Consider the following 25,712-nt stretch of genomic DNA (forward strand, 5'->3'; position numbering starts at 1 on the left):
TTTCCGACTAGAAGCGCATCAGCTGCGGGGTCTCGCGGCGGTCGGCGACCGGTCCGTCGTACTCGCGGATGATCTCGTAGCGGGTGTTGCGCTCGACCGGGCGGAAGCCCGCGTCGCGGATCAGGTCGAGCAGGTTCTCCCGGCTGAGCTTGTTGGGCGTGCCGAAGCCGTCCGCGTCATGGGTGATCTTGTACTCGACCACCGAGCCGTCCATGTCGTCCGCGCCGTGGTTGAGCATCAGCTGCGCGCCGTCCAGGCCGTGCATCACCCAGAACACCTTGACGTGCGGGACGTTGTCGAACAGCAGCCGGGAGACCGCGAAGGTCTTGATCATGTCCGCGCCGGTGGCCATGGTCGTCCTGGCCTGCAGCCGGTTGCGGACGATGCCGTCCTTGGAGTCGTGGAAGTCGTGCTGGTAGCGCAGCGGGATGAAGACCTGGAAGCCGCCGGTCTCGTCCTGCAGCTCACGCAGCCGCAGCACGTGGTCGACCCGGTGCCTGGGCTCCTCGATGTGCCCGTAGAGCATGGTCGAGGGGGTCTTCAGGCCCTTGGAGTGGGCCAGCCGGTGGATCCGCGACCAGTCCTCCCAGTGGGTGTCGTGGTCGACGATGTGCTGCCGCACCTCCCAGTCGAAGATCTCGGCGCCGCCGCCGGTCAGCGACTCCAGGCCGGCGTCGATCAGCTCGTCCAGGATCTCGCTCGCGGAGAGGCCGGAGATCTTCTCGAACCAGTGGATCTCGGTGGCGGTGAAGCACTTCAGCGCGACGTTCGGCAGCGCCGCCTTCAACTCGCGCAGGCTGCGCGGGTAGTAGCGCCAAGGCAGGGTCGGGTGCAGCCCGTTGACGATGTGCAGCTCGGTGAGCTGGTCGTTCTCCATCGCCTTGGCCAGCCGCACGGCCTCCTCGATGCGCATGGTGTACGCGTCCTTCTCGCCCGGCTTGCGCTGGAACGAGCAGTAGGCGCAGGAGGCGGCGCAGACATTGGTCATATTGAGGTGGCGGTTGACGTTGAAGTGGACGACGTCGCCGTTCTTCTGCGTCCGCACGTGGTGGGCCAGGCCGCCCAGCCAGGCCAGGTCGTCGGTCTCGTAGAGGGCGATGCCGTCCTCGCGGGACAGCCGCTCCCCGGCGTAGACCTTCGCCTCGAGCTCCCGCTTCAGTCCTGCGTCCATCCGGCCCTCAGCCCTTTCCGCGCTAACCAGTAACCCCGATGAGCCTACGCCAGCAGTTCGGCAAGCATGGACGGGTCCACGTTCCCCCCGCTCACCACCGCGGCGACGCTCCGCCCCGGCGGCAGCTGCTCCGCGTGGTGCAGGTACGCGGCGGTGGTGACCGCGCCGGACGGTTCGGCGACCAGCCGCCCGCGCCGGGCCAGCACCGCCACCGTGGCGCGGATCTCGTCCTCGGTCACGGTGATGATGTCGTCCACGTACGCCTGGACGTGCTCCCAGGGCAGCAGGCCCAGCGAGTTGGTGCGCAGGCCGTCCGCGACGGTCCGGTGGGTCTTCTCGAACGGCCACACCTGGCGTTCGCCGGTGCGGAAGCTCTCCGCCGCGTCCCCGGCCAGCTCGGGTTCGACGCCGACCACCCGGACCCCGGGCATGGTCAGCTTCAGCGCCGCCGCCGTCCCGCTGATCAGGCCGCCGCCGCTGACCGGCACCAGCACCGTGCGCAGGTCCAGGTCCAGCGCGGTGGCGTCCTCGGCGATCTCCAGGCCGACCGTGCCCTGGCCGGCGATGATCCAGGGGTCGTCGTACGGCGGCACCCAGACGTAGCCGTGCCGCGCGGCCAGTTCGGCCGGGGTGGTGTCACGCTCGTGCATCCGCACCAGCACCACCTCGGCGCCGAAGGACCGGGTGTTCTCCACCTTCACCGCGGGTGAGGTGTCCGGCATCACGATGACGGCCTTGATCCCCATCTCCCGCGCCGCGTAGGCCACCGCCTGGGCGTGGTTGCCGCTGGACTGGGCCACCACCCCGCGGACCCGCTCCTCCGCGGTCAGCACCGCCAGCCGGTTGTAGGCGCCGCGGATCTTGAACGCGCCGGTCGGCTGCAGGCTCTCCGGTTTGAGGTGCAGCGAGTGGGCGTCGGTGTCCGCCCACGGGCAGGGCATCAGCGGGGTGCGCACCGCCACGCCGGCGATGCGCTTCTGCGCCGCGCGCAGTTCGTCCAGGGTCACCAGGGCCATCGGGGGGTCACGCCTTCCGCTCGCTCAGCGCGTCCGGGTCGGGCAGTTCGGTGGCCCGGTTCTCCCACTTGGTCGACAGCACGACCGTGGTCCTGGTCCGGGCCACGCCCTTGGTCCCGGACAGCCGCTTGACGATCGACTCCAGGCCGTCCACGTCGGGCATCCGGACCTTCAGCATGTAGGAGTCGTCGCCGGCGATGAACCAGCAGTCCTCCACCTCGCTGAGGCTCTGCAGCCGGTGGGCCACGTCGTCGTGGTCGGCGGCGTCCGAGAGCTGGAGCCCGATCAGCGCGGTGACGCCGAGGCCCAGCGAGGCCGGGTTGACCGTGGCCCGGTAGCCGGTGATGATCCCGCCCTGCTCCAGCCGGTTGATCCGGTCCGTGACGCTGGGTCCCGACAGGCCCACCAGCCGTCCCAGCTCCGCGTAGGAGGCGCGGCCGTTCTCGCGCAGAGCCTGGATGAGCTGTCTGTCCACCGCGTCCATCGTGGAAACCCGCGCCTTCCGATCGTTGGGCAATCAGCCGACATTATCCGGAATCGAAGACTCCTGACGGGTCGACCCTGACATCCCAACGACAATACCCCGCTCTAGTGAGCTAGCTCACGTGGGCCCGCCCGTCGCCGAGGCCGCCGGTCCAGCGGCGGTAGAGGTCGTGCGGCACGCCGGCCGCGTCCAGCACCCGTCCGGCCACGAAGTCCACCAGCTGCTGGGCGCTCCGGGTGCCCGCGTAGAAGCCGGGCGAGGCGGGCAGCACCACCGCGCCGGCGTCGTCCAGTGCCACCAGCTGACGCAGCGTCTGCCCGCTCAGCGGGGTCTCCCGGACGCACACCACCAGCGGGCGGCGCTCCTTGAGGGTGACGCTCGCGGCCCGCTGCAGCAGGTCCTTGGACAGCCCCAGCGCGATCCCGGCGACACTGGCGGTGCTGCAGGGCACCACCAGCATCCCCCTGGCCCGGTACGACCCGCTGGACGGCCCGGCCGCGAGGTCCCCGGCGGCCCAGTAGCGGACCCGGTCCAGCCCCTCCACCCGCGGTTTCCCAGTGTCCAGCGGCTGCTCCAGCCATTCGGCCAGGTCCTCGCCCCAGTGGCCGTCCCGGAACGGGATCCCGGTCTCGTCCAGCAGGGTCAGCCGTGCGGCCCGGCTGACCACCAGGTCCACGGCCTCCCCCGCCGCGAGCAGTCCCCGCAGCACCGCCGCCGCGTACGCCGTCCCCGACGCACCGGACACTCCGACCACCCACGGTTCTCGTTCCACCCTGCCGACCCTACCGGCGCGGGCTCCGGCGGCAGCCGACCGGTCCGGCCGGTCAGCCCGCGTCGGTGAGCAGCCGCAGCCCGGTGTGCCGGCCGAACGCGTCGAAGGTGGAGACCAGCAGGAAGAGCAGGGCGTCCAGCAGGTCCGGGCGCCCCTCGCCGACGAACAGCGGACGGAGGCCGACCGCCGAGATGAGCTGCTCCACGGCCGCCCGGTCGGCCTCGGTGGAGGTGTAGAAGAGGTCGCCCCTGACGCCGTCCCAGGTCGGCTCCTCGTACGTCTCCCAGGCCTGGGTGTTGAACGCCCGGGCGTAGCGCGCCCCCGGTGCCAGCTCGGCGACCTCGGCGGCGCTGTTGAGCACCGGGCCCGGGAAGCGGTTGGAGGCGTCCAGGACCAGCTTGCCGTCCAGCGCGGCGGTGTGGGTGCGCAGCAGTCCGGGGATCTCGCCGCCGGGCACGGCCAGCAGCACGATGTCGGCCCCGGCGATGGCCTCGGCCGGGGTGGCGATCTTGGCCGCGGTGTCACCGGCCGCCTTGGAGCTGCCGGGATCGCGCGAGCCGAAGACCACCTCCAGCTTGCCGCTGCGGGCGACCGCACGGCCGATGGTGCCGCCGATGTTGCCGGTGCCGATGACTGCGATGACGCTCATGGGTCTGCTCCTCCGTGGCTGTTGCGGACTCGTTATTCCGTCAGCATGACCCGGGAGAAAGGGCCTTGGACCCCTTTTCAGGCTCCGAGCCCGCGAAGCATGAGGTCGAGCAGGGCAAAGGCGAAGAGCGAGATTCCGACAAAACCGTTCACCTGGAAGAAGGCCCGGTTGAGCCGCGACAGGTCGCCCGGCTTGACGATGGAGTGCTCGTAGAGGAAGGCGCAGCAGACCACGACCAGGCCCATCCAGAACGCCCATCCGGCGTCCGTCAGCACCGCGTACCAGCCCAGCAGCAGGACGGTCACCACATGGGCGGCCCGGGCGCCGTAGAGGGCGCCGTCCACGCCGAAGCGGGCCGGGACCGAGCGGACCCCGTCGGCGCGGTCGGCGGCGACGTCCTGGCAGCCGAAGATCAGGTCGAAGCCGCCGATCCAGACGCCCACCGCCAGCCCCAGCACCAGGGCGTCCCAGGACCAGGCCCCGGTCACCGCCAGCCAGGCACCGATCGGGCCCATCGCCTGGGCCAGGCCCAGGATCGCGTGCGGGAAGTCGGTGAACCGCTTGCCGTAGGGGTAGACCACCATCGGGATCACCGCGACCGGCGCCAGCGCCAGGCAGAGCGGGTTGAGCAGCGCCGCCGCGGCCAGGAAGACGCAGAGCGCGACCGCGGAGCCGAGGTACGCGGTGCGCATCGACACCGCGCCGGTGACCAGCTCGCGCCCGGCGGTGCGCGGGTTCCGGGCGTCGATCTCCCGGTCGATGATCCGGTTGGCCGCCATGGCGAAGGTCCGCAGCCCGACCATGGCCAGGGTGACCAGCAGCAGCTGCACCCAGTGGATGCTCTGGTTGTCCAGGAACATCGCCGTCAGCGCGGCGATGTAGGCGAACGGCAGCGCGAAGACCGAGTGCTCGATCATCACCAGCCGCAGAAAGGCTTTGGTTTTGCCCGGTACCGGGACGACCGATGCCGTTGTCGCGCTCACAGCCCGTACTCCTTCCAGCGACGGGTGACCGTCGCGGCCGTCTGCGGGTCCGACTCGACCATCTCCGGCCAGCCCCCGTCCCTTGTGTACCCCTCCTCGGGCAGCTTACGGGTCGCGTCGATCCCGGCCTTGCCGCCCCAGAACTGCTGGTAGGAGGCGTGGTCCAGATGGTCCACGGGTCCTTCGACCACGCTCAGGTCGCGGCTGTAGTCGACATTGCCGAGCGCCCGCCAGGCCACCTCCTGGTAGTCGTGGACGTCACAGTCCTGGTCGACCACCACGATCAGCTTGGTCAGCGACATCATGTGCGCCCCCCAGATGGCGTGCATCACCTTCTGCGCGTGCTTGGGGTACTTCTTGTCGATCGACACGATCACGCAGTTGTGGAAGCCCCCGGCCTCGGGCAGGTCGTAGTCGACGATGTCCGGGACGATGATCTTCAGCAGCGGCAGGAAGAACCGCTCGGTGAACTTGCCCAGCGGCCCGTCCTCGGTCGGCGGGCGGCCGACCACGATGGACTGCAGCAGCGGACGCCTGCGCATGGTGACGCAGTCGACGGTCAGCGCCGGGAACGGCTCCTGCGGGGTGTAGAAGCCGGTGTGGTCGCCGAAGGGCCCCTCCGGCAGCAGCTTCCCCGGCTCCAGCCAGCCTTCGAGCACCACCTCGGCGTCCGCCGGGACCTGCAGCGGCACCGTCTTGCAGTCCACCATCCGCACCCGCTCACCGGCGACGAAGCCGGCGAACAGGTACTCGTCGATGTCCCCCGGCAGCGGCGCGGTGGCCGCGTAGGTCACGGCCGGCGGGCAGCCGAAGGCGATGGCGACCGGCAGCCGCTCGCCCCGCCGCTCGGCGACGGCGTAGTGGTTCCGGCTGTCCTTGTGGATCTGCCAGTGCATCCCGATGGTGCGCCGGTCGTGCCGCTGCAGCCGGTAGAGGCCGAGGTTGCGGATCCCGCTGTCCGGGTCCTTGGTGTGGGTCAGCCCCAGGTTGAAGAAGGAGCCGCCGTCCTGCGGCCAGGTGAACAGCGCGGGCAGCTGCTCCAGGTCCACCTGATCACCCGTCAGCACCACCTCCTGCACCGGGGCGTCCCCGGCCTTCACCTTCTTCGGCGGCACGTGCGCCATCCCGGCCAGCTTGCCGAAGGCGTCCCGTACGCCGGTGAAACCGTGCGGCAGTTCGGGCTTCAGCAGTCCGGCGATCTTCTCCGCGATCTCCTCGGGGCCCTTCAGCCCCAGCGCCTTGGAGAGCCGCCGCTCGGTGCCGAACACATTCATCGCCAGCGGCATCGAGGCGCCCCTGACGTTCTCGAAGAGCAGCGCCGGGCCCTTGGCCTTCTGCACCCGGTCGACGATCTCCCCGACTTCGAGGTACGGGTCCACCTCCGCCTTGATCCGCTTGAGGTCGCCCTCGCGCTCCAGCGCCCGGAGGAAGGACCGAAGATCGTCGTATGCCATAGGTGCCAGTATCGTCCACCGGCTACGCTGCCTCCGACGCGGCTCGGCGGCCACCTCCCGGCTACGTACAGAACGTACGCCGTACCCCCGCGTAGACCCGTCGTTCCGGCCGTTTACGGGTTCCATACGCACCCCGACACTGACCCTATGACCGCCGCCCCCACAGAGATATCCGCGTACGGCGACCACGTACTCGCCGTCGAGCCCACGGGCGCAGAGCCCATTCCCGACGATGCCAGACACGGCAGACCGCTCGGCCTGCTGTGGACCTGGACCTCCCCGAACATGGAGTTCGCCACCGTCTTCATCGGTGTGCTGGCCGTCGGCATCTTCGGCCTCGGCTTCTGGTCGGCCGTGCTCGCCATCGTCCTCGGCACCGCGCTCGGCGCCGTCGCCCACGCCTTCCTCGGCCTCAGCGGACCCCGCTTCGGCGTCCCGCAGATGGTCGCCGGACGCTCGGCCTTCGGCTACTGGGGCAACGCCCTCCCGGCCGGTCTCAACGCGCTGACCGCGGGCATCGGCTGGTTCGCCGTCAACAGCGTCAGCGCCTCCTACGCGCTGAACACCCTGCTCGGCTGGCCGGTGCTGCTCTGCCTGTTCATCGTGGTGATCCTGCAGGTCGGCATCGCCTACTTCGGCCACAACTTCATCCAGAGCGCCGAGAAGTACACCTTCCCGCTGCTGACCATCGTCTTCCTGATCGCCTCCGGGGTGATCCTCAGCAAGTCGGACATCGGCGCCGCGACCGGTGCGCACGCCTTCAACGGCGCCTTCCTGCTCACCGCCGGCGCGGCCTTCGGCTACGCGGCCGGCTGGACCCCGTACGGCTCCGACTACACCCGCTACCTGCCGCGCACCTCGGCCAAGTGGGCGGTGGGCCTGTGGCCCGCGCTGGGCGTCTTCCTCTCCTGCGTGCTGCTGGAGACCGTCGGCGCGGCCTCGGCCACCATCGTCGTGCCCAAGGACCTCAGCCTCACCGACGCCTTCACCCACGCCCTGCCGACCTGGCTGGCCGACCTCACCCTGCTCGCCATCGCGGTCGGCGGGATCGCGGCCAACGCGCTGAACATCTACTCCGGCTCGCTGTCCTTCGTGGCCATGGGCATCAAGCTCCCGGCCGCGGTCCGCCGGGCCACCGTGGCCCTGGTCTTCGGTGTGGCCGGCACCGCGGTCGCCTGGAGCGGGCTGAGCGACTCCGGCACCAAGTACGAGGACTTCCTGCTGGTCATCACCTACTGGATCGGCCCCTGGCTGGCCGTGGTCTTCATCGACCGCTTCCTGCGCCGCACCCAGTCGGACGCGGAGGTCGGCGCGCTGCTCGGCGACCGCTCCTTCAGCAACTGGGCCGCGCCGATCGCGATGGCGGCGGGCACCGGGATCGGGGTCTGGCTGTTCTCCAACCAGTCCGACTACACCGGCCTGGTGGCCAAGCACTTCCCCGGGATCGGCGACATCGCCTTCCTGGCCGGCTTCGTCATCGCCGGAGCGCTCTACCTGGCGCTGCGCCTGGTCCCGGGCCTCGGCCCGGTCGTCCCGGCCAAGGCCGACGCCCCGGCCCCGGCCGCGGAGCCCGCAGGGGCCTGACACCACCGGCGGGACCGGCCTCCGGCCGGGATGCGGCATCACGGTAACGGTCTACGGCTCCGCCGCGTGCGCCAGCGCGGCGGAGCCGTCGCAGCCGCGCGAGCGGCCCGGACCGGCCCCCGCTCCGACCCCGGCCGGGGCTACTCCCCCGCCCGCAGCAGCCGGTGCGCGCAGCAGGCCAGCAGGAGTTCGCCGTGGCACTCCGGATCCGCCACCGGCAGCCCCAACAGCGACTCGATCCGCTCCAGCCGCTGGTACAGCGACTGCCGTCCGACGTGCAGCAGCACCGCGGTCCTGGTCGGGCTGCAGCCGTTCCGCAGGTGCACCTCCAGCGTCCGGACCAGGTCGCTGGCGTGCGCGGCCTCCCACTCCAGCAGCGGTCCCAGCGCCCGGTTGACCAGGTGCGCCAGCCGGTCCCGGGACGCCGGGGTGAGGCCCTCGCCGACCAGCTGGCGCTCCAGCGCCAGCGCCCGGGAGGAGGTGACCTGGACCCCGCCGGCCACCGCGCAGCAGTCCGGCTCCGGCGCGGGGACGGTCAGCGCCAGCGCCAGGGTGGTCCTGGCCTCGCGCAGCGACTCGCCCCAGCGGCTCCAGGCCGCGTCCACCGGCGCGGCGGGTCCGAGCGCCACGGTCACCCCCTCGCCCACCGCGTCGCGCAGGGCCTGCAAGGCCGTGCGGACCACGTCCCCGTCCTTGGCCGGGACCGCGAACAGGGCCGCGACCGCGCCGCCGGGGACCGGGGCGCGCAGCAGCGGCGCGTCCAGCACCTCGGCGGCCCGGTCCAGCACCGCCAGCACGGCCAGTGGATCGGCCCCGGTCGCGGCGGCGCCGACCAGTCGGCGGGTCCGGTCCGGGCGGAAGTCCAGCGCCCGGGCCCGGGCCAGCACCTCGGACTGGCTCAGCGCGGTGCCCTCGGCCAGCGCCTGCAGCAGCGCGCCCGCGCGCCCGTCCCGGTCGGCGGCCGGGTGCGGGCGGTCGGCCAGCGACTGGGTGACGATGGCGGTGTTGGCGGCCTCGGCTATCCGGATGAACGGCACCACCGCGCGCAGCGCGACCAGCGGCAGTCCGCGCCGACGGCTCTCGTCCAGCAGTTCGTACGGCATCTCCATGAGCGACCGCCCGAGTTCCACCGCGATCCCGGCCACGCCGCGCTCGGCCAGTTCGCGGACGTAGTGGCGGCGCGCCCCGGCGTCCGCCCCGGCCAGCCCGAGGCCGGTGGTGAGCAGCAGTTCGCCGCCGGACAGCAGCGGTCCGATCTCGTAGATCTCGCTGGAGTGCACCCAGCGCACCGGCCGGTCCAAGCCGTTCTCCCCGCACAGGATCTCCGGCGCCGCGGCGCCGAGCACGTCGAAGGAGAGGATCTCGCGGAGCGTGAGCGCGGCCATGGAGACTCCTGGAGTGGATTCCGCAGGACAGGGTGTCGGCGTCGGGGTGGCCCGGAGCGTACTTTCCGCACGTTGCCGAGGTGTTTCCGGAACGGGACAGTGGTGCCATGACTGACACCGCAACACTGCTGGCTGTCGCCGTCGAGGAGGCCAGGCTGGGGCTAGCCGAGGGCGGCATCCCGATCGGCGCCGCGCTGTTCGGCCCGGACGGCGAGCTGCTCGGACGCGGCCACAACCGCCGGGTGCAGGACGGCGATCCCTCGACCCACGCGGAGACGGCGGCCTTCCGCGACGCGGGACGGCTGCGCGGCTACGGCCGCACCACCATGGTGACCACCCTCTCCCCCTGCTGGTACTGCTCCGGCCTGGTACGCCAGTTCGGCATCGGGCGGGTGGTGGTCGGCGAGGCCGAGACCTTCCACGGCGGCCACGACTGGCTCGCCGAGCACGGCGTGCAGATCGTGCTGCTGGACGACCCGGAATGCAAGACGCTGATGCGCGATTTCATCGCGGCCAAGCCCGAGCTGTGGTTCGAGGACATCGGCGAGTGACCGCAGAGACTGCAGAGAAGAGGCCCCCCATGTCCCCCCGCATCCCCGTGATCGACCTCGCCCCCTGGCTCTCCGACGACCCCGAGGCCCGGGCGCGGACCGCCGCCGCGGTGGACGCGGCGCTGAGCCAGGCCGGGTTCCTGCTGGTCACCGGCCACGGCGTGAGCCGCGAGGAGCGGGAGCAGGTGCGCGCCGCCGCCCGCGCCTTCTTCGCCCTGCCGACCGAGGTCAAGCAGCAGTACGGGGTGAGTGTCGGCGGGCGCGGCTGGCTGGCCAAGGGCGCCGAGGCCAACGGCTACTCGGAGGGCACCGAGACCCCGCCCGACCTCAAGGAGTCCTGGACCGTCGGCGCCGACCAGCCGATCGGCGACCCGGAGATCGACGCGTTCTGGTTCCAGCCGAACCGCTGGCCGGAGGCGGAGGCCCCGGCGCTGCGGAAGGCCGTCGAGGACTACCTGGCCCGGATGCGGGTGGTCGCGGACGAGGTGCTGCGGCTGCTGGGCACGGCGCTGGGCCAGGACCCGACGTTCTTCACCGACCACACCGCGCACCCCAGCTACACCCTGAACATCAACTGGTACCCGGGCACAGGCGTGGTCGGCGAGCCGCAGCCGGGCCAGTTCCGGATCGGCCCGCACACCGACTTCGGCACGGTCACCCTGCTGGACCGGCAGCAGGGCAAGGGCGGGCTGCAGGTGTACATCGCGCCGGAGGACGGCGGCATCGGCTGGGAGGACGCCCCGTACGACCCGGACGCGCTGACCGTCAACATCGGTGACCTGATGGCCCGTTGGACCGGCGACCGGTGGAAGTCGGGACGCCACCGGGTGCTGCCGCCGTCGCCGGAGGCGCCCGAGGAGGACCTGATGTCGCTGGTCTACTTCTACGAGTGCGACGTGCACACCACGGTGCAGCCGGTGGGCGGCCCGGTGGCGTACCCGCCGGTCGACTCCTCCGACTATCTGCGGGCCAAGCTTGAGGCCATCAGCGTGAGTTGACCGACCGTCAGAGCGCCCGCCGGGCCGGCCTCAGCTGTGCCCGAGCTCCTCGGCCGGGGCGTCGGCGGCCACCGAGCCGCCGTCCCGGTCGGGGTGCAGCGGGAAGTCCTCGTCCGCGAACTCGTCCAGCACCGGCGGGGTGGGCGGCACCGGGGCGGGCACCACCGCGGCCTCGGAGTGGCCGCCGCAGCCGTAGTCCAGGGCCACCACATGCCCGTCGGCCGGGCCGAACTCATTGGCGCAGATCCCGAAGGTCTGGCTGAGCGTCCCGGCCACCGGCACCAGGAAGCCGCAGCTGGAGCAGTTGGCCGGGGCGGCCTGGGCCATCGGGCTGTGCGCGCCGAAGTCCTTCTCCCAGCGGTCCGCCGCGAGGTGCAGCCCGAGCCGGGAGAGCACCCGGGTCCGGCCGAGGCCGAGCTCCAGGGCGACGGCGGCGATGGAGCCGCGGACGGTGGGCGCCGCCAGCGCCTCGGCCCGGGCGACGGCCTCGGCGCCGTTCTGCTCCTCCAGCGCCTCCCTGGCCGCGGCCAGCTCCGCGTCCACCAGGGCGGAGTTCGGGGCCGGCTCGTCCGCGCCGGACCAGCCCGGCTCCAGCCGCAGGTCGTCCTCGTCGGTCGGCAGCAGGTCGCCGGGGCCCATGTCGCCCGGGCGCAGCCGCTCGCTCCAGGGCACCCACTGCGGCGCGACCAGGGCGTCGGCCCCGGGCAGCAGCACCGTTTCGTCCAGCGTGACCAGCTTGCTCCGGGAGGCACGGGTGACCGTGACCGCCCAGCGCCAGCCCCGGTACGCCCATTCGCGGGTGGCGAAGTAGTGCGTGACGACACGCTCACCGTCTGCGTCCGTCCCGAGGTGCTCGCCGACCGCGTCCGCGCCGGCCATCTCCACCGCGGCGGCGCGGGCAAAGTCGACGGCATCGGCACAGAGCCGGTCGGGGGTACGGCTTCGCGTCGTCGCAGCACTCATCACAGGATCGATTCTCTCCCAAGCTTCATCCACGGAACGCCACAAGCACCGGGGGGCATGGCTCGGATGGCCTGCCGGGAGGCGTCGGGCGGTCCCTTATTCTGCGTGATTCCGCGGGCCGGTCAGGACGGGAGACCTGGGCCAGGAGCTGCCCGGACCGCCGCAGGAATTCACGCGAGGCACTACTGAGAAGTGTTGGCGCGGCACCCTCGTCGGAGAATGCCACTGAGTGCACGGTACCGCCCGCGCCGCCAACCGGGACAGTACCTCGCCACTTGTCACCCTGCGGCGTCGCCCGGCAACGCCCCAGCACGACCTGCCGAATCGCTGTCGGAAAGGCCAGCATGAGCGGCCCCGCGTCGGGCAGGATGGGCGATGTGGCCGACGACGCACCTCGGGGATCCGTTCCCGGAGGTCCCGACAGCCCCTCCCGGTCCGGGACCGGAACGGAGGGGCCGGGCACCGCTGGGCCCGGCGCCCCGACCGGCGCCACCAGCGCCCGCAGCGGCTCGCGGATCGGCGGCGCGCTGCACCGGGCGGCGTCGGCCTCCGCCCGCGGCACCGGCCACGCGGTGCACGCCACCGGGCGGCGGATCCGCCGGGCCACCTCCGCCGAGGGCGCGGGCGAGTCGGGCCTGGCCAAGCTGATCGAGCTGCACGCCGTCAGCTCGGCCGGGGACATGATGGTCACCGTCGCCCTGGCGTCGACCATCTTCTTCTCGGTGCCGACCGGCGAGGCCCGCGGCCGGGTGGCCCTCTACCTGCTGATCACCATGGCCCCGTTCGTGCTGCTGGCCCCGGTCATCGGCCCGCTGCTGGACCGGCTGCCCAGCGGGCGACGGGCCGCGATGGCGCTGTCGATGCTGGCCAGGGCCGCGGTCGCGTGGATGATGACCAGCTCCATCGCCGGCGGCGGGCTGCAGATCTACCCGGAGGCGCTGGGCGTGCTGGTGGCCTCCAAGGCGTACGGCGTGGTCCGCAGCGTGGTGGTGCCGAGGCTGGTCCCGGAGCGGGTCACCCTGGTGAAGGCGAACTCCCGGGTCACCCTGGCCGGCCTGCTGGCCACCGGGGTGGCCGGGGCGATCGGCGGAGGACTGCACCTGATCGGCCCGACCTGGCCGCTGCGCGGGGCGTTCCTGGTGTTCCTGGCCGGGGCGTTCCTGGCCTTCTCGCTGCCGCACCAGGTGGACTCGGCGGAGGGCGAGCAGCGCGCCGTGCTGCACGGCGACCCGGCGCCCCCGGTCTCGCTGAGCAAGGAGGCCCCGGCCGACCGGCCCGCCGACGCGCCCGCCGCAGCGTCCGCCGCCGCGCCGTCCGCCACCGCGGTGAAGCCTGCCCGGGTGGGCCTGCGCACCGTCGGCCCGGCCGTCATCCTGGCGCTGCGCGGCGAGGCGACCCTGCGCGGACTGTCCGGCTTCCTCACCTTCTTCCTGGCCTTCCTGCTGCGCGAGCACCCCTTCAGCGGGCTGCGGCCGACCGTGGCGCTGGGCTTCGTGGTGGCCGCGCTCGGCATCGGCAACACCCTGGGCACGGTGCTGGGCTCCTGGCTGCGGGCCCGCGGCCCTGAGATCCTGGTCACGCTGATGCTGACCGCCGCCACCGCTGCCGCCGTCGCCGCCACCCTGTTCTACGGACTGCTGACGGTCACCCTGCTCGCCGGTGTGGCCGGGCTCACCCAGTCACTGGGCAAGGTCGCCCTGGACGCGCTGATCCAGCGGGACGTCCCGGAGCTGGTGCGGACCTCGGCCTTCGCCCGCTCGGAGACGCTGATGCAGCTCAGCTGGGTGCTCGGCGGCGGCCTCGGCATCGTGCTGCCGCTGATCGGACGGGTCGGCACCGCCACCGCCGCGGGCATCCTGGCGGTCTCGCTGGCCTTCACCGTGCGCGGCCTGATCAGGCTGCCCCGGCTGGCCGCCCAACCCCACCTGGCGTAACGGCGGCCGGACGGCGGGCCCCCGACGTGGCGTGATCGCGGGCGGACGGTAGCCTCAGCACCATGAGTCTCAACCGCGCTGTCGCCGCCCTCGGAGCCGTCGCCGTCGTCGGCGCCCTCACGGTCGGCTTCTCCGTCGCCCACGCCAACAGCGTCGGCAAGCCCGTGCCCAAGGTCTATGTGACCTCGGGGTCGACCTGGGTGCCGATCTCCAACACCTGCTACAACGACGGCAAGGTGCTGACGTCCAAGCAGCTCGCGGCCTGCGTGGCGAAGGTCCAGAAGATCGGCGCGGCCGACACCGCCACCCCGGTCAAGGTGCACCCGAACACGACCTTCACCATCGGCGTGGACAAGCAGATCACCGACAAGGGCTGGAGTGCCAGCGGCACCGGCGCGCTGGTGGCGCAGACCACCAAGTACCAGGCGAACAACCTTCCGCTGAGCGGCGTCTTCGCCACCAACACGGACCAGTCCACCGGGGCCACCACCACGGCCGACAAGGGCACCGTGCTGATCGTCGAGCGCAAGAGCGCCACCAGCAACGACATCTACGGTGTCTGGATGGCCACCCTGAAGACCGTCTCCTGAGCCAGGTCCCGCGGCCGGGCCTGCCCCGGCTGCTGGTGGTCACCGCCGTCGCCCCCGAGGCGGCGGCGGTGCTGCGTGGCGTCCGAGCGGCGCTGCCGCACACCGGCCCGGTGGAGACGCCGCTGCCTGGCGGCCACCTGCTGCGGCGCTGCGGCCCGGTGGACGTGCTCGCCGCCGGGGTCGGCCCGGCCGCCGCGGCGGCAGGGACGGCCACCGCGCTGGCGCTGGCCGCACAGCCCTACCAGCTGGTGGTCTCCGCCGGGATCGCCGGCGGCTTCGCCCCGCTGGCCCCGCTGGGCTGCGCCCTGGTCGCCGAGGCCATCGTCGCCGCCGACCTGGGCGCGGACACCCCGGACGGCTTCGCCACCGTCACCGAGCTGGGCTTCGGCCGGGTCCGCCACGCCACCGCGCACTCCGCCCTCGTCGCCGCCGCGCTGCGCACCGCCGGACTGCCGACCGCCGTCGGCCCGGTCCTGACCGTCTCCACGGTGACCGGTACCGCGGCCCGCGCCGAGGAGCTGACGCTGCGCCACCCGGGCGCGGTCGGCGAGGCGATGGAGGGTTTCGGCGTCGCCGAGGCCGCGGCCGGCCACGGCACCCCGGTGCTGGAGCTGCGTGCCGTCTCCAATGCTGTGGGCCCGCGCGACCGCGCCGCCTGGCGGATCGGCGAGGCGTTCGCCGCGCTGGAACAGGTCTTCGCGCGGCTGCCGTACGACCGGCTCGGCTGACCGCACCGGCCGGAGCCTCCGGCACAGGGTTTAGGGTCGAAGGCATGACTGCCGCGGATGTGCTCAAGGTCGCCTACTCGCCCTGCCCCAACGACACCTTTGTGTTCCATGCCTGGGCGCACGGCCTGGTCCCGGCCCCGGTGGCGCCCGAGGTGACCTTCGCCGACATCGACATCACCAACGGCATGGCCGAGCGCGGCGAGCTGGACCTGCTGAAGATCTCCTTCGCCGCGCTGCCCTGGGTGCTGGACGAGTACACCCTGCTGCCCTGCGGCGGCGCGCTGGGACGCGGCTGCGGCCCGCTGGTGCTGACCGGCCCGGACGCGTCGGCGGACCCGGCCGAGCTGGCCGGGAAGACCGTCGCGGTGCCCAGCGAGCGCTCCACCGCGTATCTGCTGTTCCGGCTGTGGGCGGCCGAGGCCGTCCCCGGCGGGCTCGGGGAGATCGTGGTGCTGCCGTTCCACGAGATCATGCCGGCCGTCCGCGACGGCAAGGTGGACGCGGGCCTGGTCATCCACGAGGCCCGGTTCACCTACCAGCAGTACGGCCTGCGTTCGCTCGCCGACATGGGCGAGGCCTGGGAGGCCGCGACCGGCCTGCCGATCCCGCTCGGCGCGATCATCGCCCGCCGCGACCTGGGCCAGGACCGGCTGCGGCAGCTGGCCGAGGCGATCCGCGGCAGCGTGCGGCACGCCTGGGCGCACCCGGAGGACAGCCGCGACTACGTCCTGGCGCACGCCCAGGAGATGGACCCGGCCGTGGCCGACCAGCACATCGCGCTGTATGTGAACGAGTTCACCGCGGACCTCGGCGAGGCCGGCTACGCGGCGGTGCACGGCCTGCTCGACCGTGCCGCCGCGGCCGGCCTGGTCCCGGCGGTAGCCCCGGAAGCGCTGGCCTTCCCCTGACGGTCCGCCAGGTCGGGCGTCCGGGCCGGTCGTCCGGGTCAGACGTCCAGCTGGTCCGCGACCGCGCGGAGCAGGGTGGCGACCTGGTGGCCGGCCTGCTTCTCCGGGTAGCGCCCGCGCTGCAGCCCCGGCAGGATCCGCTCCAGCAGGGTGGTCAGATCCTGCACGATGGGCGCGAGGTCATCCGGTTTGCGGCGGTTCTGCGCGGCCAGCGACGGCAGGTCCTCCAGCACGGTGACCTTCTGGGCCTGGTCCCCGCGGTGGCCCGCGATCACCTCGAACTCGACCCGCTGGCCGGGCTTGAGTGCTTCGACCCCGACGGGCAGCGCCTTGGAGTGGACGAAGACGTCGCCGCCGTCGTCACTGGAGAGAAAGCCGAAGCCCTTCTCGCCGTTGAACCACTTGACCTTGCCCGTGGGCATACCGGAACCTCGTCGCTGCTGAGATGGGGTTGAAAGGGTGGAGCACAGAAGATGAAGGTGGCGCGTACAGATCAGTGCCGCGCCATTGTTCCAGGCTCAAGGCGGGTTGATCGACTGCTTTCCGCGGAGAGCCGCGCGCGGACACCGGAGGGTGCGGGTCGCCGACCGCGTTTCGAGAGCCTTGTCGCCCCTTGCTCTGCCGCAGTCATGACACACCCCCGATCCCTTCGCGGGGCTGCCTCCGGACGGTCTCGGCGCAATCCCCGTGCGTGACGTGCATACCCTTGGAGAGTGACTACTGAAACTCCGCGGCCCGGCGACGCTCTGGTCCGGGTCGGCGCGATCCTGTTCCTCATCGGCGCGGTGGCGACCGTCGCCACGGTGACCCCGCTGTTCCTGGGCCTGAGCCGGCTGCCGACACCCGCGTACTTCGTGAGCATGGTGATGCCGCTCGGCTTCGGCGTCGCCCTGGTCGGGCTGCTGCGCTCGGCCCGGGCCCAGCGGGTCAGCGCCGCAGGTACGAATCCAGCCACTCCGCGAACGCGGTGAGGTCCGGCAGGACCACGTCCGCGCCGGCCGCGGCCAGTTCCTCCGCGCTGTAGGGGCCGGTGGCGACGGCCAACGCCAGCGCGTCCGCGGTGCGGGCGCCCATGATGTCGCCGAGGTGGTCGCCGACGTAGACCGCGGCGCCCTCCTCGCGCAGCACCGTCCCCTTCTCCGGGCCGAAGACCGAGCCGTGCAGCGCGTCCGCGACCAGGTCCAGCGCGTCCAGGTTCAGCCGGGCGTTGGGGGTGTGCTTGCCGGTGACCACCACGGCCCGGCCGCCGTGCTTGCGGACCGCGGCGAGGGCGTCGTGCGCCCCGGGCAGGGCGAGGCAGTCGGCGACGCCGTGGTCGGCGTAGAGCGCGCGATAGCGGTTGGCCGCCTCGCGCACGCCCTCGGCCGGGAACCAGTGCGCCAGTTCCTGCTCGACCGGCGGGCCGAGCCGGCCAACCGCGAGGCCGCTGTCGATGAAGGTCCCGGTCTCGGCGGAGAGCAGGTCGTAGACCTTGCCGATGCCGGGCCTGGAGTCGATCAGGGTCATGTCCAGGTCGAATCCGATGGTGAACGCCGTACTTCCGATCATGTTGTTAACCCTACGGTGCCTCGGCAGGGGACATACTTCTTGAAAGGTGACATAACCCTCGTCGGAGGAACTCATGCCCCGTCAGCTTCCGCGTCGAAGCCTGCTGGTCGGCGGTGCCGGGGCGCTCGGCGGACTGCTCGCGGGCTGCGGCTCGGCGCCGCCGAGGACCAGCGGCGGCACCTCGAACAACGCGGCCACCTCCCCCGCCCCGGTCCCGGTGCACGATGTGCGGACGGCCGAGGGCCAGGTCAGCGTGCCGCAGTCACCGCAGCGGGTGGTGGTGCTCGACACCGCCGAACTGGACTCCGCGCTCACCCTCGGGGTCACCCCGGTCGGCGCGGCCAGGGGCGCCGCCGAGCCGGGCCTGCCCGGCTACTGGCCGGCCGCCCGGCTGGCCGGGATCAGCGAGGTCGGCCCGATCGGCGAGCCCGACCTCGACCTGGTCACCGGCCTGCGGCCGGATCTGATCCTCTCCAACCAGCCCTGCGACGGGGGCCGCTACGAGAGCCTGTCGGCGATCGCGCCGACGGTGCTCACCGCGAGCAGCGGCTACACCTGGAAGCAGAACTTCCAGACCCATGCCCAGGCCCTCAACCTGCGGGCCTCCGCCGATCTGGTCACCCAGGGCTATGCGCAGCAGCTGAGCTCCACCCTCGCCGCGCTGGGCGGCCGGCACCGGACCGGCGGCCTGCGGGTCAGCCTGCTGCGCTTCGTCGAGGGCGAGCCCCCGCGGCTCTACGCCAGGCAGAACTTCCTCGGTGTGCTGCTCGCCGACCTCGGCCTGGCCCGGCCGCCCGCCCAGTCGGGGCCGGTCTTCGACGTCCCGCTGGCCGGCACCGCGCGGCTCGCCGACGCGGACGGTTCGGTGCTGTTCTACGCCACCTACGGCGACCCGGCGAAGGCCGGGACCGCCCGTACCGTCGGCAGCGCGGACTGGCAGGCGCTGGAGGCGGTCAGGACCCAGCGGGCCTTCGCCGTGGACGACCAGCTCTGGTTCCAGGGGATCGGCTACACCGGCGCGAACCTGGTGCTGGCCCAGCTGCAGAAGTTCCTGACGGCCTGACAATTCCGGTACGCCTGTTGTGACCCAGGTCTTGTGACCCAGGTCACCCCGTTCCACCATGGCAGGATGCCGACCACAGCAGAGCAGGCGGGACAGACACCTTCGGACGTCAGGCGCAAGGCCGATATCGCCCAGGGATTCGACCTGGTCGCGGACACCTTCGGCGCGGGCAGCTCGGGCAGTTCGAGCAGCGGCGCGGGGAGCGGCTCGGGCGGCGGCTCCTTCTTCGAGAACGTGGGCAGACGGCTGGTACAGCTCGCCGGGCTGCGGGCGGGCGACCGGGTGCTCGACCTGGGCTGCGGGCGGGGCGCGGTGCTGCTCGCCGCCGCCGAGGCCGTGGGCGCCGACGGCTACGCCGCCGGGATCGACCTCTCCCCGGAGATGGTGCGGGCCACCGCCGCCGAGATCGCCCGGCGCCGACTGCGCAACGTCGCGGTACGGGTGGACGACGCGGAGGACCCGGGCTTCCCGGCCCGCTCCTTCGAGGCGGTGCTGGCGGGGCTGATGATGTTCATCACCCCGGACCCGGCCGCCGCGCTGGCCGCCGCCCACCGGGTGCTGGTCCCCGGCGGACGGTTCGCGATGACCACCTTCGCGCCGGAGGACGAGGCCTGGCAGCGTCCGCTGCTGGCCGCGCTGGCCGCGGCCGGCCGGCCCGCGGGCGCCGGTGAGTGGAGCCGCAACCAGGGCGGCAACGGCCTGCTGGCCACCCCCGAGCTGATCGCCGAACTGCTGCAGCGGGCCGGGTTCACCGAGGTCAGCACGGTGCAGGAGGAGCAGGTCAGCACCTACACCGAGCCGCAGCAGTGGTGGACCTCGCTCTGGTCCGGCGGCCGTCGCGCCGCCCTGCTCGAACACATCCCGGAGGACCGCCGCGAGGACGCCCGCAAGGCCGCCTTCGCGGAGCTGGACGCCCTCACCGTGGACGGCGTCCTCACCCGCCGCACCCCGATCCACTACACCACCGCGGTGAAGCCGTAGCGTCTGTCCGGCCGGTCTTCGCGGGTACCCACCGTCGCGGTGACAGGGTGCGGCTCCGCCGCGTGGCCCTGGCAGCTCCGCTGCGAAGGGCCCTGCACCGCACGGCGTGCGCCCATGCGGCGGAGCCGCATGTGTCGCAGCCGCGAAGGTTGGCCGGCAGGCGCTAGCGGCGCGAGATGCGCCAGGCGAGGAAGACCGTGGAGCAGCCCGCCGCCGCGCGGAGCCAGAAGGCGACGGTGGACCGCAGCAGGGCCTTGAACTGAGGGTCCGTCAGCGGATGCCCGGCAGGCTGCCCGTGGACATGCGCGTAGAACCAGGACGCGCAGGCCAGGGCAGCCAGCAGCGGCAGCCAGAGGCCGGCGAAGTGGGCCGCCCTGCGGCCGATCCGGCGGGCGGTGTAGGCCAGCAGCCAGCCGAGCAGGGCGACGTACCAGAGGCCGAGCACGGCCGCGGCGGCCAGCACCAGCGCGGCCAGCGACTCCACCAGCGGCAGCGGTCGCCGGAGTACGACAACCTGCTCCTCCTCGACCGTCTCGACCACCGGCGCCGGGCCGCCGAAGAGCCGGCGCAGCCGCGAGCGCGGCGGGGCCGCGGCGGCCTGCTTGACCGCGGCCTGGTCGGCGCCGCCCTCCTCCTCCGGCGGCAGCCGCTGCGCGGGCACCCGCCGGCGTTCGGCGGGGTCGACGTAGTCCGGGTCGAGGAAGTCGCGCTCATAGGTGGCCCGCCAGCCCGGCAGCTCACCGAGCGAGGCGCCGCCCAGCGGCGGCACCCCGCCGGCCCCCCGGTCCGGTCCGCCGAAGCCCCACACGCCGCCCTGGTCCCAGCCGTCCGCACCGCCGCCCCGCTGGCCGCCGCCGCTCCGGCCGGCGGCACCGCTCCGGCCGCCGGCGCCGCTGCCGAGCCCGCCGTCACCGCTGCCGCTGCCGCTGCCGTCGCGTTCGGCCTGCCGCGGCACCGAGGGGCCTTCGCGCCCGCGCTCACGCCCCTGCGGCACGCCGTCGCTGACCGCCTGCCGCACCACCTCGTCCGGGGTCCCGATCCCGGACAGGATCTTCTGCACCGCCGTGGCCTCCCCCCGGACCGATCCGGTGGTCGTACCGGCCGACGCCCCGCGCCGGGTGTCGATGGTCTCGCGCAGCCCGGAGACCAGGCGGGCCCGTTCGGCCGCGGTCAGCGACGTGGCCTGGGCCAGGTCGCCCACCCTGCTGAGGTAGTCGTAGACCACCTGGTCGCTCTCGATCCCCATAACGGCGATCACCCTCCCCAATACCCACCCCTGGGCCCAACCGCGAGAAGCCCGCGACCGAAAGCTTAGGGTGGCCTGATGGATGCCATCTCCGTACCCGCAGAACCGCTCTGGCACGCGCTTCCGCCGCAGCTGCGCCGAATGCGCCGGGCGCTGGTACTGGCGTTCGGACTGCTGGTGAGCGCGGTCGCGGCGGTGCTGACCGGTCTGCTGGCGGGGTGGGGCTGGGCGCTGTTCGCCCTGCTGCCGCTGGCGCTGACGGCGGCCGGCTGGCACGCGGTTGGCCGAAACTGGCGCAGCTGGCGCTTCGCCGAGCGCGAGGACGACCTGCTGATCACCCACGGGGTGCTGTGGCGGCGGCAGCTGGTGGTCCCCTACGGGCGGATGCAGGCGGTGGACGTGGAGGCCGGGCCGCTGGAGCGGGCCTTCGGAGTGGCCTCGGTCCAGCTGCACACCGCCACCGAGCACACCAGCGCCCGCATCCCCGGGCTGCTCCCGGCCGAGGCCGAGCGGCTGCGGGACACCCTGGCCGAGCGCGGCGAGTCCCGTCAGGCGGGGCTGTGAACCCGGCCCAGGTCCCGGCCCCGGCCCCGATCCCGGCAGCGGCGGCGGCCGGTCCGGCGGCGGGCGCGCCGGCCGGGCCGGACTACCGCCGGCTGCATCCGCTCACCCCGCTGCTGCGCGGCTGGGCCGTGGTCGCCGCCGTGCTCTACTTCCTGGCCCGCAACCTGCAGGACCTGGCCCGGCACCTCACCCCGGACCGGGCCGGCCTCGGCCTGCTGGTGCTGGTCCCGGTCGCGCTCGGCTACGGCTTCCTGTCCTGGCACTTCACCCGCTACCGGATCGAGGAGGAGCAGCTGCGGGTGGAGAGCGGGGTGCTGTTCCGCCGCACCCGACACCTGCGGCTCGACCGGGTGCAGAGCATCGACGTGGTCCGCCCGCTGCCGGCCCGGCTGACCGGTCTCGCGGTGCTGAAGTTCGACCTGGCCGGCGGCGAGAAGGACAAGTCCACCCTGGAGTACCTGTCGGTGCGTCAGGCCGCGCAGCTGCGCGCCGAACTGCTGGCCCGGGCGGCCGGGGTCGAGCCGACCGCGGGCGAGGCCCCCGAGCGGGTGCTGTTCCAGCTGGACACCGGGAAGCTGCTGGCGTCCATCGCCCTGTCGCTGGCGCCCTGGGCGACCCTGGGCTTCGCCGTGCTGCTGTCGGTCCCGCTGCTGGCCGCCGGGAGCTGGGCCGGGCTGGTCACCGCCGTGCCGATGCTGCTCGGGGTGTGGCACACCACCTTCAACCGCTTCGCCAAGTCCTTCGCCTTCACCCTGGCCGACTCCCCGGACGGGCTGCGGATCAGCGCCGGGCTGCTGGAGCACCGGCACCACACCGTCCCGCCGGGCCGGGTACAGGCGGTGCGGATCGAGGAGCCGCTGCTGTGGCGGCGGTTCGGCTGGGCCCGGGTGGAGATCAATGTCGCGGGCAAGAACAACTCGGCGGTGCTGCTGCCGGTGGGCCCGCGGGCCGAGGCGCTGGAGCTGCTGGAGCGGATCCTGCCCGGCGTGCGGTTGGACCAGGTAGTACTGACCCCGCCGCCGCGCCGGGCCCGGCTGCTGGCGCCGCTGTTCTGGTCCCGCTCCGGCTGCGGTGCGGACGGACTGGTGTTCGTCAGCCGCAAGGGCCTGGTCCGGCGGCGCACCGAGCTGATACCGCACGCCAAGGTGCAGAGCCTGGCGCTCACCCAGAACCCGCTGACCTCCTGGCTGCGGCTGGCGAGCGTCCGGCTGCACTCCACCGAGGGGCCGGTGAAGGTGGTCGCCCGGCTGCGCGGCCTGGACCAGGCCGAGGAACTGCTCGCCGCCCAGGCCGAACGGTCCAGGATCGGCCGCCGCACCGACCTGCCGGCCCGCTGGATGTCCGGGAGGGCGGCAGCGGCCCCGGCCGGGCCCGAGGCCGCCCCGCCGTCCGCCTGAGCCCCGCGCCCGAACCCCTCGCCTGAGCCCCCCGCCCGAACCCTCTGCCCGAACCCTCCGCCTGAGCCCTCCACCCGAACCCCTCGCCGGGCAGTCCAGGTTTTCCGGCCGACCGGCTAGCCTGGGTCGGATGAGCAGCAGCCCGAGCAGCGCCACCCCCGCGCCACGCGCCACGCGCGCCGCCGCCCCGCGTGCCGCCGCGGCGCGGCGGCAGCCGCCCGCCGCGCCGCGCACCCTGGCCGAGGAGCTGCGGGCCCGGTCCGACGAGGGACTGGCCGAGCTGCTCCGGGCCCGTCCCGACCTGCTGCACCCGGTGCCCAGCGACCTGACCCAGCTGTCCACCCGGCTGTCCACCCGGGCCTCGGTGGTCCGGGCACTGGAGCGGCTGGACCAGTTCGCCCTGCAGACCGCCGAGGCCCTGGCCGTCGCCCCGGACATCTGCCCCCAGGACACCCTGCGCGACCTGCTCACCGGCACCGTCCCGGACCCGGACACCGATACCAGGGCCGTGGTCAAGGCCCTCCCCGGGGCGCTGGCCGTGCTCCGCGCGCAGGCGCTGGTCTGGGGCGGGGACGACCAGCTGCGGCTGGTCCGCACCGCCCGCGACGTACTGCAGCCGGTCAACGGCACCCCCGGCCCGACCGGCCTCGGGCCGACCTTCGCCGAGGCCGCGGCGATCGCCAAGCTCTCCCCCGGGCGGCTGCAGGAGATCCTCGCCGACGCCGGGCTGCCGGCCACCCACGACCCGGTCAGCGCCGTCGCCGCGCTGGCCGCGCTGTTCCAGGACCGCCCCCGCGCCACCGCCCTGCTCGCCGAGGCCCCGCCCGGGGTCAAGGACGTGCTGCGCCGGCTGATGTGGGGCCCGCCGTACGGGGCGTCCCCGCCGCGCGCGGTCCGCGCCGCCGATGCCCGCACCCCGGTCGAGTGGCTGCAGGCGCGTGGCATCCTGCTGCCCGCGGGCCGGGAGAACGTGGTGCTGCCGCGCGAGGTGGCGCTGCACCTGCGCGGGGGGCGTGCGCACAGCGCCGTCGAGCCCCGGCCGCCGGCCGTCACCGCGGCGACCGCGCACGACCCCGCGCAGGTGGACCGCGCCGCCGCGGCCCAGGCGTTCACCGCCGTCCGCACCGTCGAGGAGGTGCTCGACCTGTGGAGCACCGACGCCCCGGTGGTGCTGCGCACCGGCGGCCTCGGCGTTCGCGAGCTGCGCCGCACCGCGACCGCGCTCGACCTGCCGGAGCCGGAGACCGCGTTCTGGCTGGAACTCGCCTACGGCGCCGGACTGCTGGCCGCCGACGGCGCCACCGCCGAGCGCTGGGCGCCGACACCCCTGTTCGACGAGTGGCTCCGGCAGCCGGTCGGCGACCGCTGGCTGCTGCTGGTCCGCAGCTGGCTGGCGAACAGCCGGGTCGCCGCCCTGGTCGGCAGCAGGGACGCCAAGGACAAGGTGCTGGCGGCGCTCGGCAACGACCTTGACCGGCCGTCAGCCCCCGAGCTGCGGCACAGCGTGCTCGCCCTGGCCGCCGGGCTGCCCGCCGGGGCCGCCGCCGACCGCGCCTCCCTGCTGGCCCACCTGCGCTGGCGCAGCCCGCTGCGCGGCGGCTCGGTCCGGGACCGGCTGGTCGGCTGGACCCTGACCGAGGCCGAGCTGCTCGGCCTCACCGGCCGCGGCGCCCTCGCCGCGCACACCCGGCGGCTGCTGGACGGCGGCGACCCGCTGCCACTGCTGCAGCCGCTGCTGCCCGAGCCGCTGGACCACGTCATCCTGCAGCCCGACCTCACCGCCATCGCGCCGGGCCCGCTGCACACCCCGCTGGCGCAGACCCTGGCCGTCGCCGCGGACATCGAGTCCAAGGGCGGCGCGACCGTCTACCGCTTCACCCCGGACTCGGTCCGCCGCGCGCTGGACGCCGGGCGCAGCGCCGCCGAGCTGCACTCCTTCCTGGCCCGGCACTCCCGCACCCCGGTCCCGCAGCCGCTCAGCTATCTGATCGACGACGTGGCCCGGCGGCACGGGGTGCTCCGGGTCGGCGGCGCGTCCGCGTACCTGCGCTGCGACGACGACGCGCTGCTGGGCGAGCTGCTGGCCGACCGCAGGGCCGCCCAGCTGCGGCTGCGGCGGCTGGCCCCGACCGTGCTGGCGGCCCAGGCCGACCCCGGCACGCTGCTGACCACCCTGCGCGCGATGGGCTACGCGCCGGCGGCGGAGTCCCCGGACGGCGATGTGCTGATCTCCCGCCCGGACGCCCTGCGCACGCCCCCGCGCAGCGCCCCGGTCCCGGTCTCCGACGGGCCGCCCCCGGTCGGCGACGGCCTGCTGGGCGCGGCGGTGAAGGCGGTCAGGGCCGGCGACCGCGCGGCCACCGTCGCCCACCGCGACCCGGCCGCGGACCCGGCCGCCGCCGCCCCGTCCCGCACCGCCCGCGCCCTGCCCCGCACCAGCGCCGCCGACACCCTGGCCGCGCTGCAGGCCGCCACCATGACCGGCGAACCGGTCTGGATCGGCTACGTCAACGCCGACGGCGCGGCCAGCCAGCGCGTGGTCGAGCCGAAACAGGTCGGCGGCGGCTTCGTCACCGCCTACGACCACCTCCGCGAAGAGGTCCGCACCTTCAGCCTGCACCGCATCACCGGCGTAGCCGAACTGGCCGACTAAGAACGGTGCTTCGCAGCAAGCGAGTTGAGCCGGGTACCGGTGCGGTGGCAGGGACAGCCGCAGGTGTGCGTCTCGGGGGACGACGTGGGC

General features: G+C 73.6%; 25 protein-coding genes. 13 read left to right on the top strand and 12 right to left on the bottom strand.

Going from position 1 to position 25,712, the window contains the following annotated elements; translation table 11 throughout:
* Positions 1-7 precede the first annotated feature (7 nt).
* The 7 genes from mqnE to ACEZDG_RS08735 all read right to left on the bottom strand — a co-directional run bounded on the left by mqnE (position 8) and on the right by ACEZDG_RS08735 (position 6,529).
* Positions 8-1,171 (bottom strand): aminofutalosine synthase MqnE, encoded by a 1,164-nt coding sequence (mqnE, locus tag ACEZDG_RS08705; RefSeq protein ID WP_380504915.1) that lies wholly within the window; start codon positions 1,169-1,171, stop codon positions 8-10.
* A gap of 44 nt (positions 1,172-1,215) precedes the next feature.
* Positions 1,216-2,187 carry a threonine ammonia-lyase gene (locus tag ACEZDG_RS08710; protein ID WP_380504918.1) on the bottom strand — a complete coding sequence of 324 codons (972 nt, stop codon included), beginning with the start codon at positions 2,185-2,187 and terminating at the stop codon, positions 1,216-1,218.
* 7 nt (positions 2,188-2,194) lie between these two features.
* A complete protein-coding gene (locus ACEZDG_RS08715; RefSeq protein WP_380505467.1) occupies positions 2,195-2,671 on the bottom strand; it encodes an Lrp/AsnC family transcriptional regulator in 477 nt (158 codons plus the stop codon).
* Positions 2,672-2,783: 112 nt separating this feature from the next.
* Positions 2,784-3,443, bottom strand: coding sequence for a UbiX family flavin prenyltransferase (locus ACEZDG_RS08720; protein WP_380504921.1), 660 nt, complete (start codon positions 3,441-3,443; stop codon positions 2,784-2,786).
* 52 nt (positions 3,444-3,495) lie between these two features.
* The gene (locus tag ACEZDG_RS08725; protein ID WP_380504923.1) at positions 3,496-4,092 is read right to left on the bottom strand and encodes an NADPH-dependent F420 reductase; all 597 of its coding nucleotides are present in this window, start codon (positions 4,090-4,092) and stop codon (positions 3,496-3,498) included.
* A 77-nt stretch (positions 4,093-4,169) separates the two neighbouring features.
* Positions 4,170-5,075: a menaquinone biosynthesis prenyltransferase MqnP gene (mqnP, locus tag ACEZDG_RS08730; RefSeq protein ID WP_380504925.1), complete on the bottom strand. Its 906-nt coding sequence runs from the start codon at positions 5,073-5,075 to the stop codon at positions 4,170-4,172.
* Entirely contained in the window at positions 5,072-6,529 is a 1,458-nt protein-coding gene (locus ACEZDG_RS08735) for a menaquinone biosynthesis decarboxylase (protein WP_380504928.1), read from the bottom strand. The genes mqnP and ACEZDG_RS08735 overlap by 4 nt, the downstream gene beginning before the upstream one ends.
* Before the next feature lie 147 nt (positions 6,530-6,676).
* On the opposite strand from ACEZDG_RS08735, the gene ACEZDG_RS08740 reads away from it, so the two are divergent.
* Entirely contained in the window at positions 6,677-8,113 is a 1,437-nt protein-coding gene (locus ACEZDG_RS08740) for a purine-cytosine permease family protein (RefSeq protein ID WP_380504931.1), read from the top strand.
* 140 nt (positions 8,114-8,253) lie between these two features.
* Here the strand turns inward: ACEZDG_RS08740 and ACEZDG_RS08745 are convergent, their stop codons facing one another.
* On the bottom strand, positions 8,254-9,498 hold the full coding sequence (locus ACEZDG_RS08745) for a PucR family transcriptional regulator (protein WP_380504934.1): 1,245 nt from the start codon (positions 9,496-9,498) through the stop codon (positions 8,254-8,256).
* 107 nt (positions 9,499-9,605) lie between these two features.
* Here ACEZDG_RS08745 and ACEZDG_RS08750 point away from each other — a divergent pair, with 107 nt between their 5' ends.
* Both ACEZDG_RS08750 and ACEZDG_RS08755 read left to right on the top strand, forming a co-directional pair.
* On the top strand, positions 9,606-10,049 hold the full coding sequence (locus ACEZDG_RS08750; RefSeq protein ID WP_380504937.1) for a nucleoside deaminase: 444 nt from the start codon (positions 9,606-9,608) through the stop codon (positions 10,047-10,049).
* A gap of 29 nt (positions 10,050-10,078) precedes the next feature.
* Complete coding sequence (locus ACEZDG_RS08755) at positions 10,079-11,047, top strand: isopenicillin N synthase family dioxygenase (RefSeq protein ID WP_380504940.1); 969 nt, start codon at positions 10,079-10,081, stop codon at positions 11,045-11,047.
* 30 nt (positions 11,048-11,077) lie between these two features.
* On the opposite strand, the gene ACEZDG_RS08760 is transcribed toward ACEZDG_RS08755, so the two are convergent.
* The gene (locus tag ACEZDG_RS08760; protein ID WP_380504943.1) at positions 11,078-12,010 is read right to left on the bottom strand and encodes a DUF3027 domain-containing protein; all 933 of its coding nucleotides are present in this window, start codon (positions 12,008-12,010) and stop codon (positions 11,078-11,080) included.
* A 344-nt stretch (positions 12,011-12,354) separates the two neighbouring features.
* On the opposite strand from ACEZDG_RS08760, the gene ACEZDG_RS08765 reads away from it, so the two are divergent.
* The 4 genes from ACEZDG_RS08765 to ACEZDG_RS08780 all read left to right on the top strand — a co-directional run bounded on the left by ACEZDG_RS08765 (position 12,355) and on the right by ACEZDG_RS08780 (position 16,170).
* The gene (locus tag ACEZDG_RS08765) at positions 12,355-13,944 is read left to right on the top strand and encodes an MFS transporter (protein ID WP_380504946.1); all 1,590 of its coding nucleotides are present in this window, start codon (positions 12,355-12,357) and stop codon (positions 13,942-13,944) included.
* Positions 13,945-14,006: 62 nt separating this feature from the next.
* On the top strand, positions 14,007-14,534 hold the full coding sequence (locus ACEZDG_RS08770; protein WP_380504949.1) for a hypothetical protein: 528 nt from the start codon (positions 14,007-14,009) through the stop codon (positions 14,532-14,534).
* 35 nt (positions 14,535-14,569) lie between these two features.
* Positions 14,570-15,262, top strand: a complete 693-nt coding sequence (locus ACEZDG_RS08775; RefSeq protein WP_380504952.1) for a futalosine hydrolase — start codon at positions 14,570-14,572, stop codon at positions 15,260-15,262.
* Positions 15,263-15,306: 44 nt separating this feature from the next.
* Complete coding sequence (locus ACEZDG_RS08780; RefSeq protein WP_380504955.1) at positions 15,307-16,170, top strand: 1,4-dihydroxy-6-naphthoate synthase; 864 nt, start codon at positions 15,307-15,309, stop codon at positions 16,168-16,170.
* Between the two features lie 38 nt (positions 16,171-16,208).
* Here the strand turns inward: ACEZDG_RS08780 and ACEZDG_RS08785 are convergent, their stop codons facing one another.
* Positions 16,209-16,592 (bottom strand): cold-shock protein, encoded by a 384-nt coding sequence (locus tag ACEZDG_RS08785; RefSeq protein ID WP_380504958.1) that lies wholly within the window; start codon positions 16,590-16,592, stop codon positions 16,209-16,211.
* 291 nt (positions 16,593-16,883) lie between these two features.
* On the opposite strand from ACEZDG_RS08785, the gene ACEZDG_RS08790 reads away from it, so the two are divergent.
* Positions 16,884-17,141, top strand: a complete 258-nt coding sequence (locus ACEZDG_RS08790; RefSeq protein ID WP_380504961.1) for a hypothetical protein — start codon at positions 16,884-16,886, stop codon at positions 17,139-17,141.
* On the opposite strand, the gene ACEZDG_RS08795 is transcribed toward ACEZDG_RS08790, so the two are convergent.
* Positions 17,098-17,718 carry an HAD family hydrolase gene (locus tag ACEZDG_RS08795; protein ID WP_380504964.1) on the bottom strand — a complete coding sequence of 207 codons (621 nt, stop codon included), beginning with the start codon at positions 17,716-17,718 and terminating at the stop codon, positions 17,098-17,100. The two genes, ACEZDG_RS08790 and ACEZDG_RS08795, sit on opposite strands and share 44 nt — an antisense overlap.
* 73 nt (positions 17,719-17,791) lie before the next feature.
* Between ACEZDG_RS08795 and ACEZDG_RS08800 the strand changes: the two genes are divergently transcribed.
* Both ACEZDG_RS08800 and ACEZDG_RS08805 read left to right on the top strand, forming a co-directional pair.
* Positions 17,792-18,781, top strand: a complete 990-nt coding sequence (locus ACEZDG_RS08800; RefSeq protein ID WP_380504968.1) for an ABC transporter substrate-binding protein — start codon at positions 17,792-17,794, stop codon at positions 18,779-18,781.
* A gap of 66 nt (positions 18,782-18,847) precedes the next feature.
* Positions 18,848-19,762, top strand: a complete 915-nt coding sequence (locus ACEZDG_RS08805) for a class I SAM-dependent methyltransferase (protein ID WP_380504971.1) — start codon at positions 18,848-18,850, stop codon at positions 19,760-19,762.
* Between the two features lie 163 nt (positions 19,763-19,925).
* Here the strand turns inward: ACEZDG_RS08805 and ACEZDG_RS08810 are convergent, their stop codons facing one another.
* The gene (locus ACEZDG_RS08810; protein WP_380504974.1) at positions 19,926-21,008 is read right to left on the bottom strand and encodes a hypothetical protein; all 1,083 of its coding nucleotides are present in this window, start codon (positions 21,006-21,008) and stop codon (positions 19,926-19,928) included.
* Positions 21,009-21,086: 78 nt separating this feature from the next.
* Here ACEZDG_RS08810 and ACEZDG_RS08815 point away from each other — a divergent pair, with 78 nt between their 5' ends.
* From ACEZDG_RS08815 to ACEZDG_RS08825, 3 genes are all read left to right on the top strand, one after another.
* On the top strand, positions 21,087-21,572 hold the full coding sequence (locus ACEZDG_RS08815; RefSeq protein ID WP_380504977.1) for a PH domain-containing protein: 486 nt from the start codon (positions 21,087-21,089) through the stop codon (positions 21,570-21,572).
* Positions 21,569-22,969 (top strand): PH domain-containing protein, encoded by a 1,401-nt coding sequence (locus ACEZDG_RS08820; protein WP_380504980.1) that lies wholly within the window; start codon positions 21,569-21,571, stop codon positions 22,967-22,969. Before ACEZDG_RS08815 ends, ACEZDG_RS08820 begins: the two co-directional genes overlap by 4 nt.
* A 130-nt stretch (positions 22,970-23,099) precedes the next feature.
* Entirely contained in the window at positions 23,100-25,622 is a 2,523-nt protein-coding gene (locus tag ACEZDG_RS08825; RefSeq protein ID WP_380504983.1) for a helicase-associated domain-containing protein, read from the top strand.
* Positions 25,623-25,712 lie beyond the last annotated feature (90 nt).

The sequence above is a fragment of the Streptacidiphilus alkalitolerans genome (assembly GCF_042511045.1).
GTDB classification, from domain to species: domain Bacteria; phylum Actinomycetota; class Actinomycetes; order Streptomycetales; family Streptomycetaceae; genus Streptacidiphilus; species Streptacidiphilus alkalitolerans.

Bases quoted from the DNA above. Each gene is read 5' to 3' on its own strand.
- mqnE (WP_380504915.1), bottom strand. From the start codon at position 1,171: ATGGACGCAGGACTGAAGCGGGAGCTCGAGGCGAAGGTCTACGCCGGG.
- ACEZDG_RS08710 (WP_380504918.1), bottom strand. From the start codon at position 2,187: ATGGCCCTGGTGACCCTGGACGAACTGCGCGCGGCGCAGAAGCGCATC.
- ACEZDG_RS08715 (WP_380505467.1), bottom strand. From the start codon at position 2,671: ATGGACGCGGTGGACAGACAGCTCATCCAGGCTCTGCGCGAGAACGGC.
- ACEZDG_RS08725 (WP_380504923.1), bottom strand. From the start codon at position 4,092: ATGAGCGTCATCGCAGTCATCGGCACCGGCAACATCGGCGGCACCATC.
- ACEZDG_RS08735 (WP_380504928.1), bottom strand. From the start codon at position 6,529: ATGGCATACGACGATCTTCGGTCCTTCCTCCGGGCGCTGGAGCGCGAG.
- ACEZDG_RS08740 (WP_380504931.1), top strand. From the start codon at position 6,677: ATGACCGCCGCCCCCACAGAGATATCCGCGTACGGCGACCACGTACTC.
- ACEZDG_RS08745 (WP_380504934.1), bottom strand. From the start codon at position 9,498: ATGGCCGCGCTCACGCTCCGCGAGATCCTCTCCTTCGACGTGCTCGGC.
- ACEZDG_RS08750 (WP_380504937.1), top strand. From the start codon at position 9,606: ATGACTGACACCGCAACACTGCTGGCTGTCGCCGTCGAGGAGGCCAGG.
- ACEZDG_RS08755 (WP_380504940.1), top strand. From the start codon at position 10,079: ATGTCCCCCCGCATCCCCGTGATCGACCTCGCCCCCTGGCTCTCCGAC.
- ACEZDG_RS08760 (WP_380504943.1), bottom strand. From the start codon at position 12,010: ATGAGTGCTGCGACGACGCGAAGCCGTACCCCCGACCGGCTCTGTGCC.
- ACEZDG_RS08765 (WP_380504946.1), top strand. From the start codon at position 12,355: ATGAGCGGCCCCGCGTCGGGCAGGATGGGCGATGTGGCCGACGACGCA.
- ACEZDG_RS08770 (WP_380504949.1), top strand. From the start codon at position 14,007: ATGAGTCTCAACCGCGCTGTCGCCGCCCTCGGAGCCGTCGCCGTCGTC.
- ACEZDG_RS08780 (WP_380504955.1), top strand. From the start codon at position 15,307: ATGACTGCCGCGGATGTGCTCAAGGTCGCCTACTCGCCCTGCCCCAAC.
- ACEZDG_RS08785 (WP_380504958.1), bottom strand. From the start codon at position 16,592: ATGCCCACGGGCAAGGTCAAGTGGTTCAACGGCGAGAAGGGCTTCGGC.
- ACEZDG_RS08795 (WP_380504964.1), bottom strand. From the start codon at position 17,718: ATGATCGGAAGTACGGCGTTCACCATCGGATTCGACCTGGACATGACC.
- ACEZDG_RS08800 (WP_380504968.1), top strand. From the start codon at position 17,792: ATGCCCCGTCAGCTTCCGCGTCGAAGCCTGCTGGTCGGCGGTGCCGGG.
- ACEZDG_RS08805 (WP_380504971.1), top strand. From the start codon at position 18,848: ATGCCGACCACAGCAGAGCAGGCGGGACAGACACCTTCGGACGTCAGG.
- ACEZDG_RS08810 (WP_380504974.1), bottom strand. From the start codon at position 21,008: ATGGGGATCGAGAGCGACCAGGTGGTCTACGACTACCTCAGCAGGGTG.
- ACEZDG_RS08815 (WP_380504977.1), top strand. From the start codon at position 21,087: ATGGATGCCATCTCCGTACCCGCAGAACCGCTCTGGCACGCGCTTCCG.
- ACEZDG_RS08825 (WP_380504983.1), top strand. From the start codon at position 23,100: ATGAGCAGCAGCCCGAGCAGCGCCACCCCCGCGCCACGCGCCACGCGC.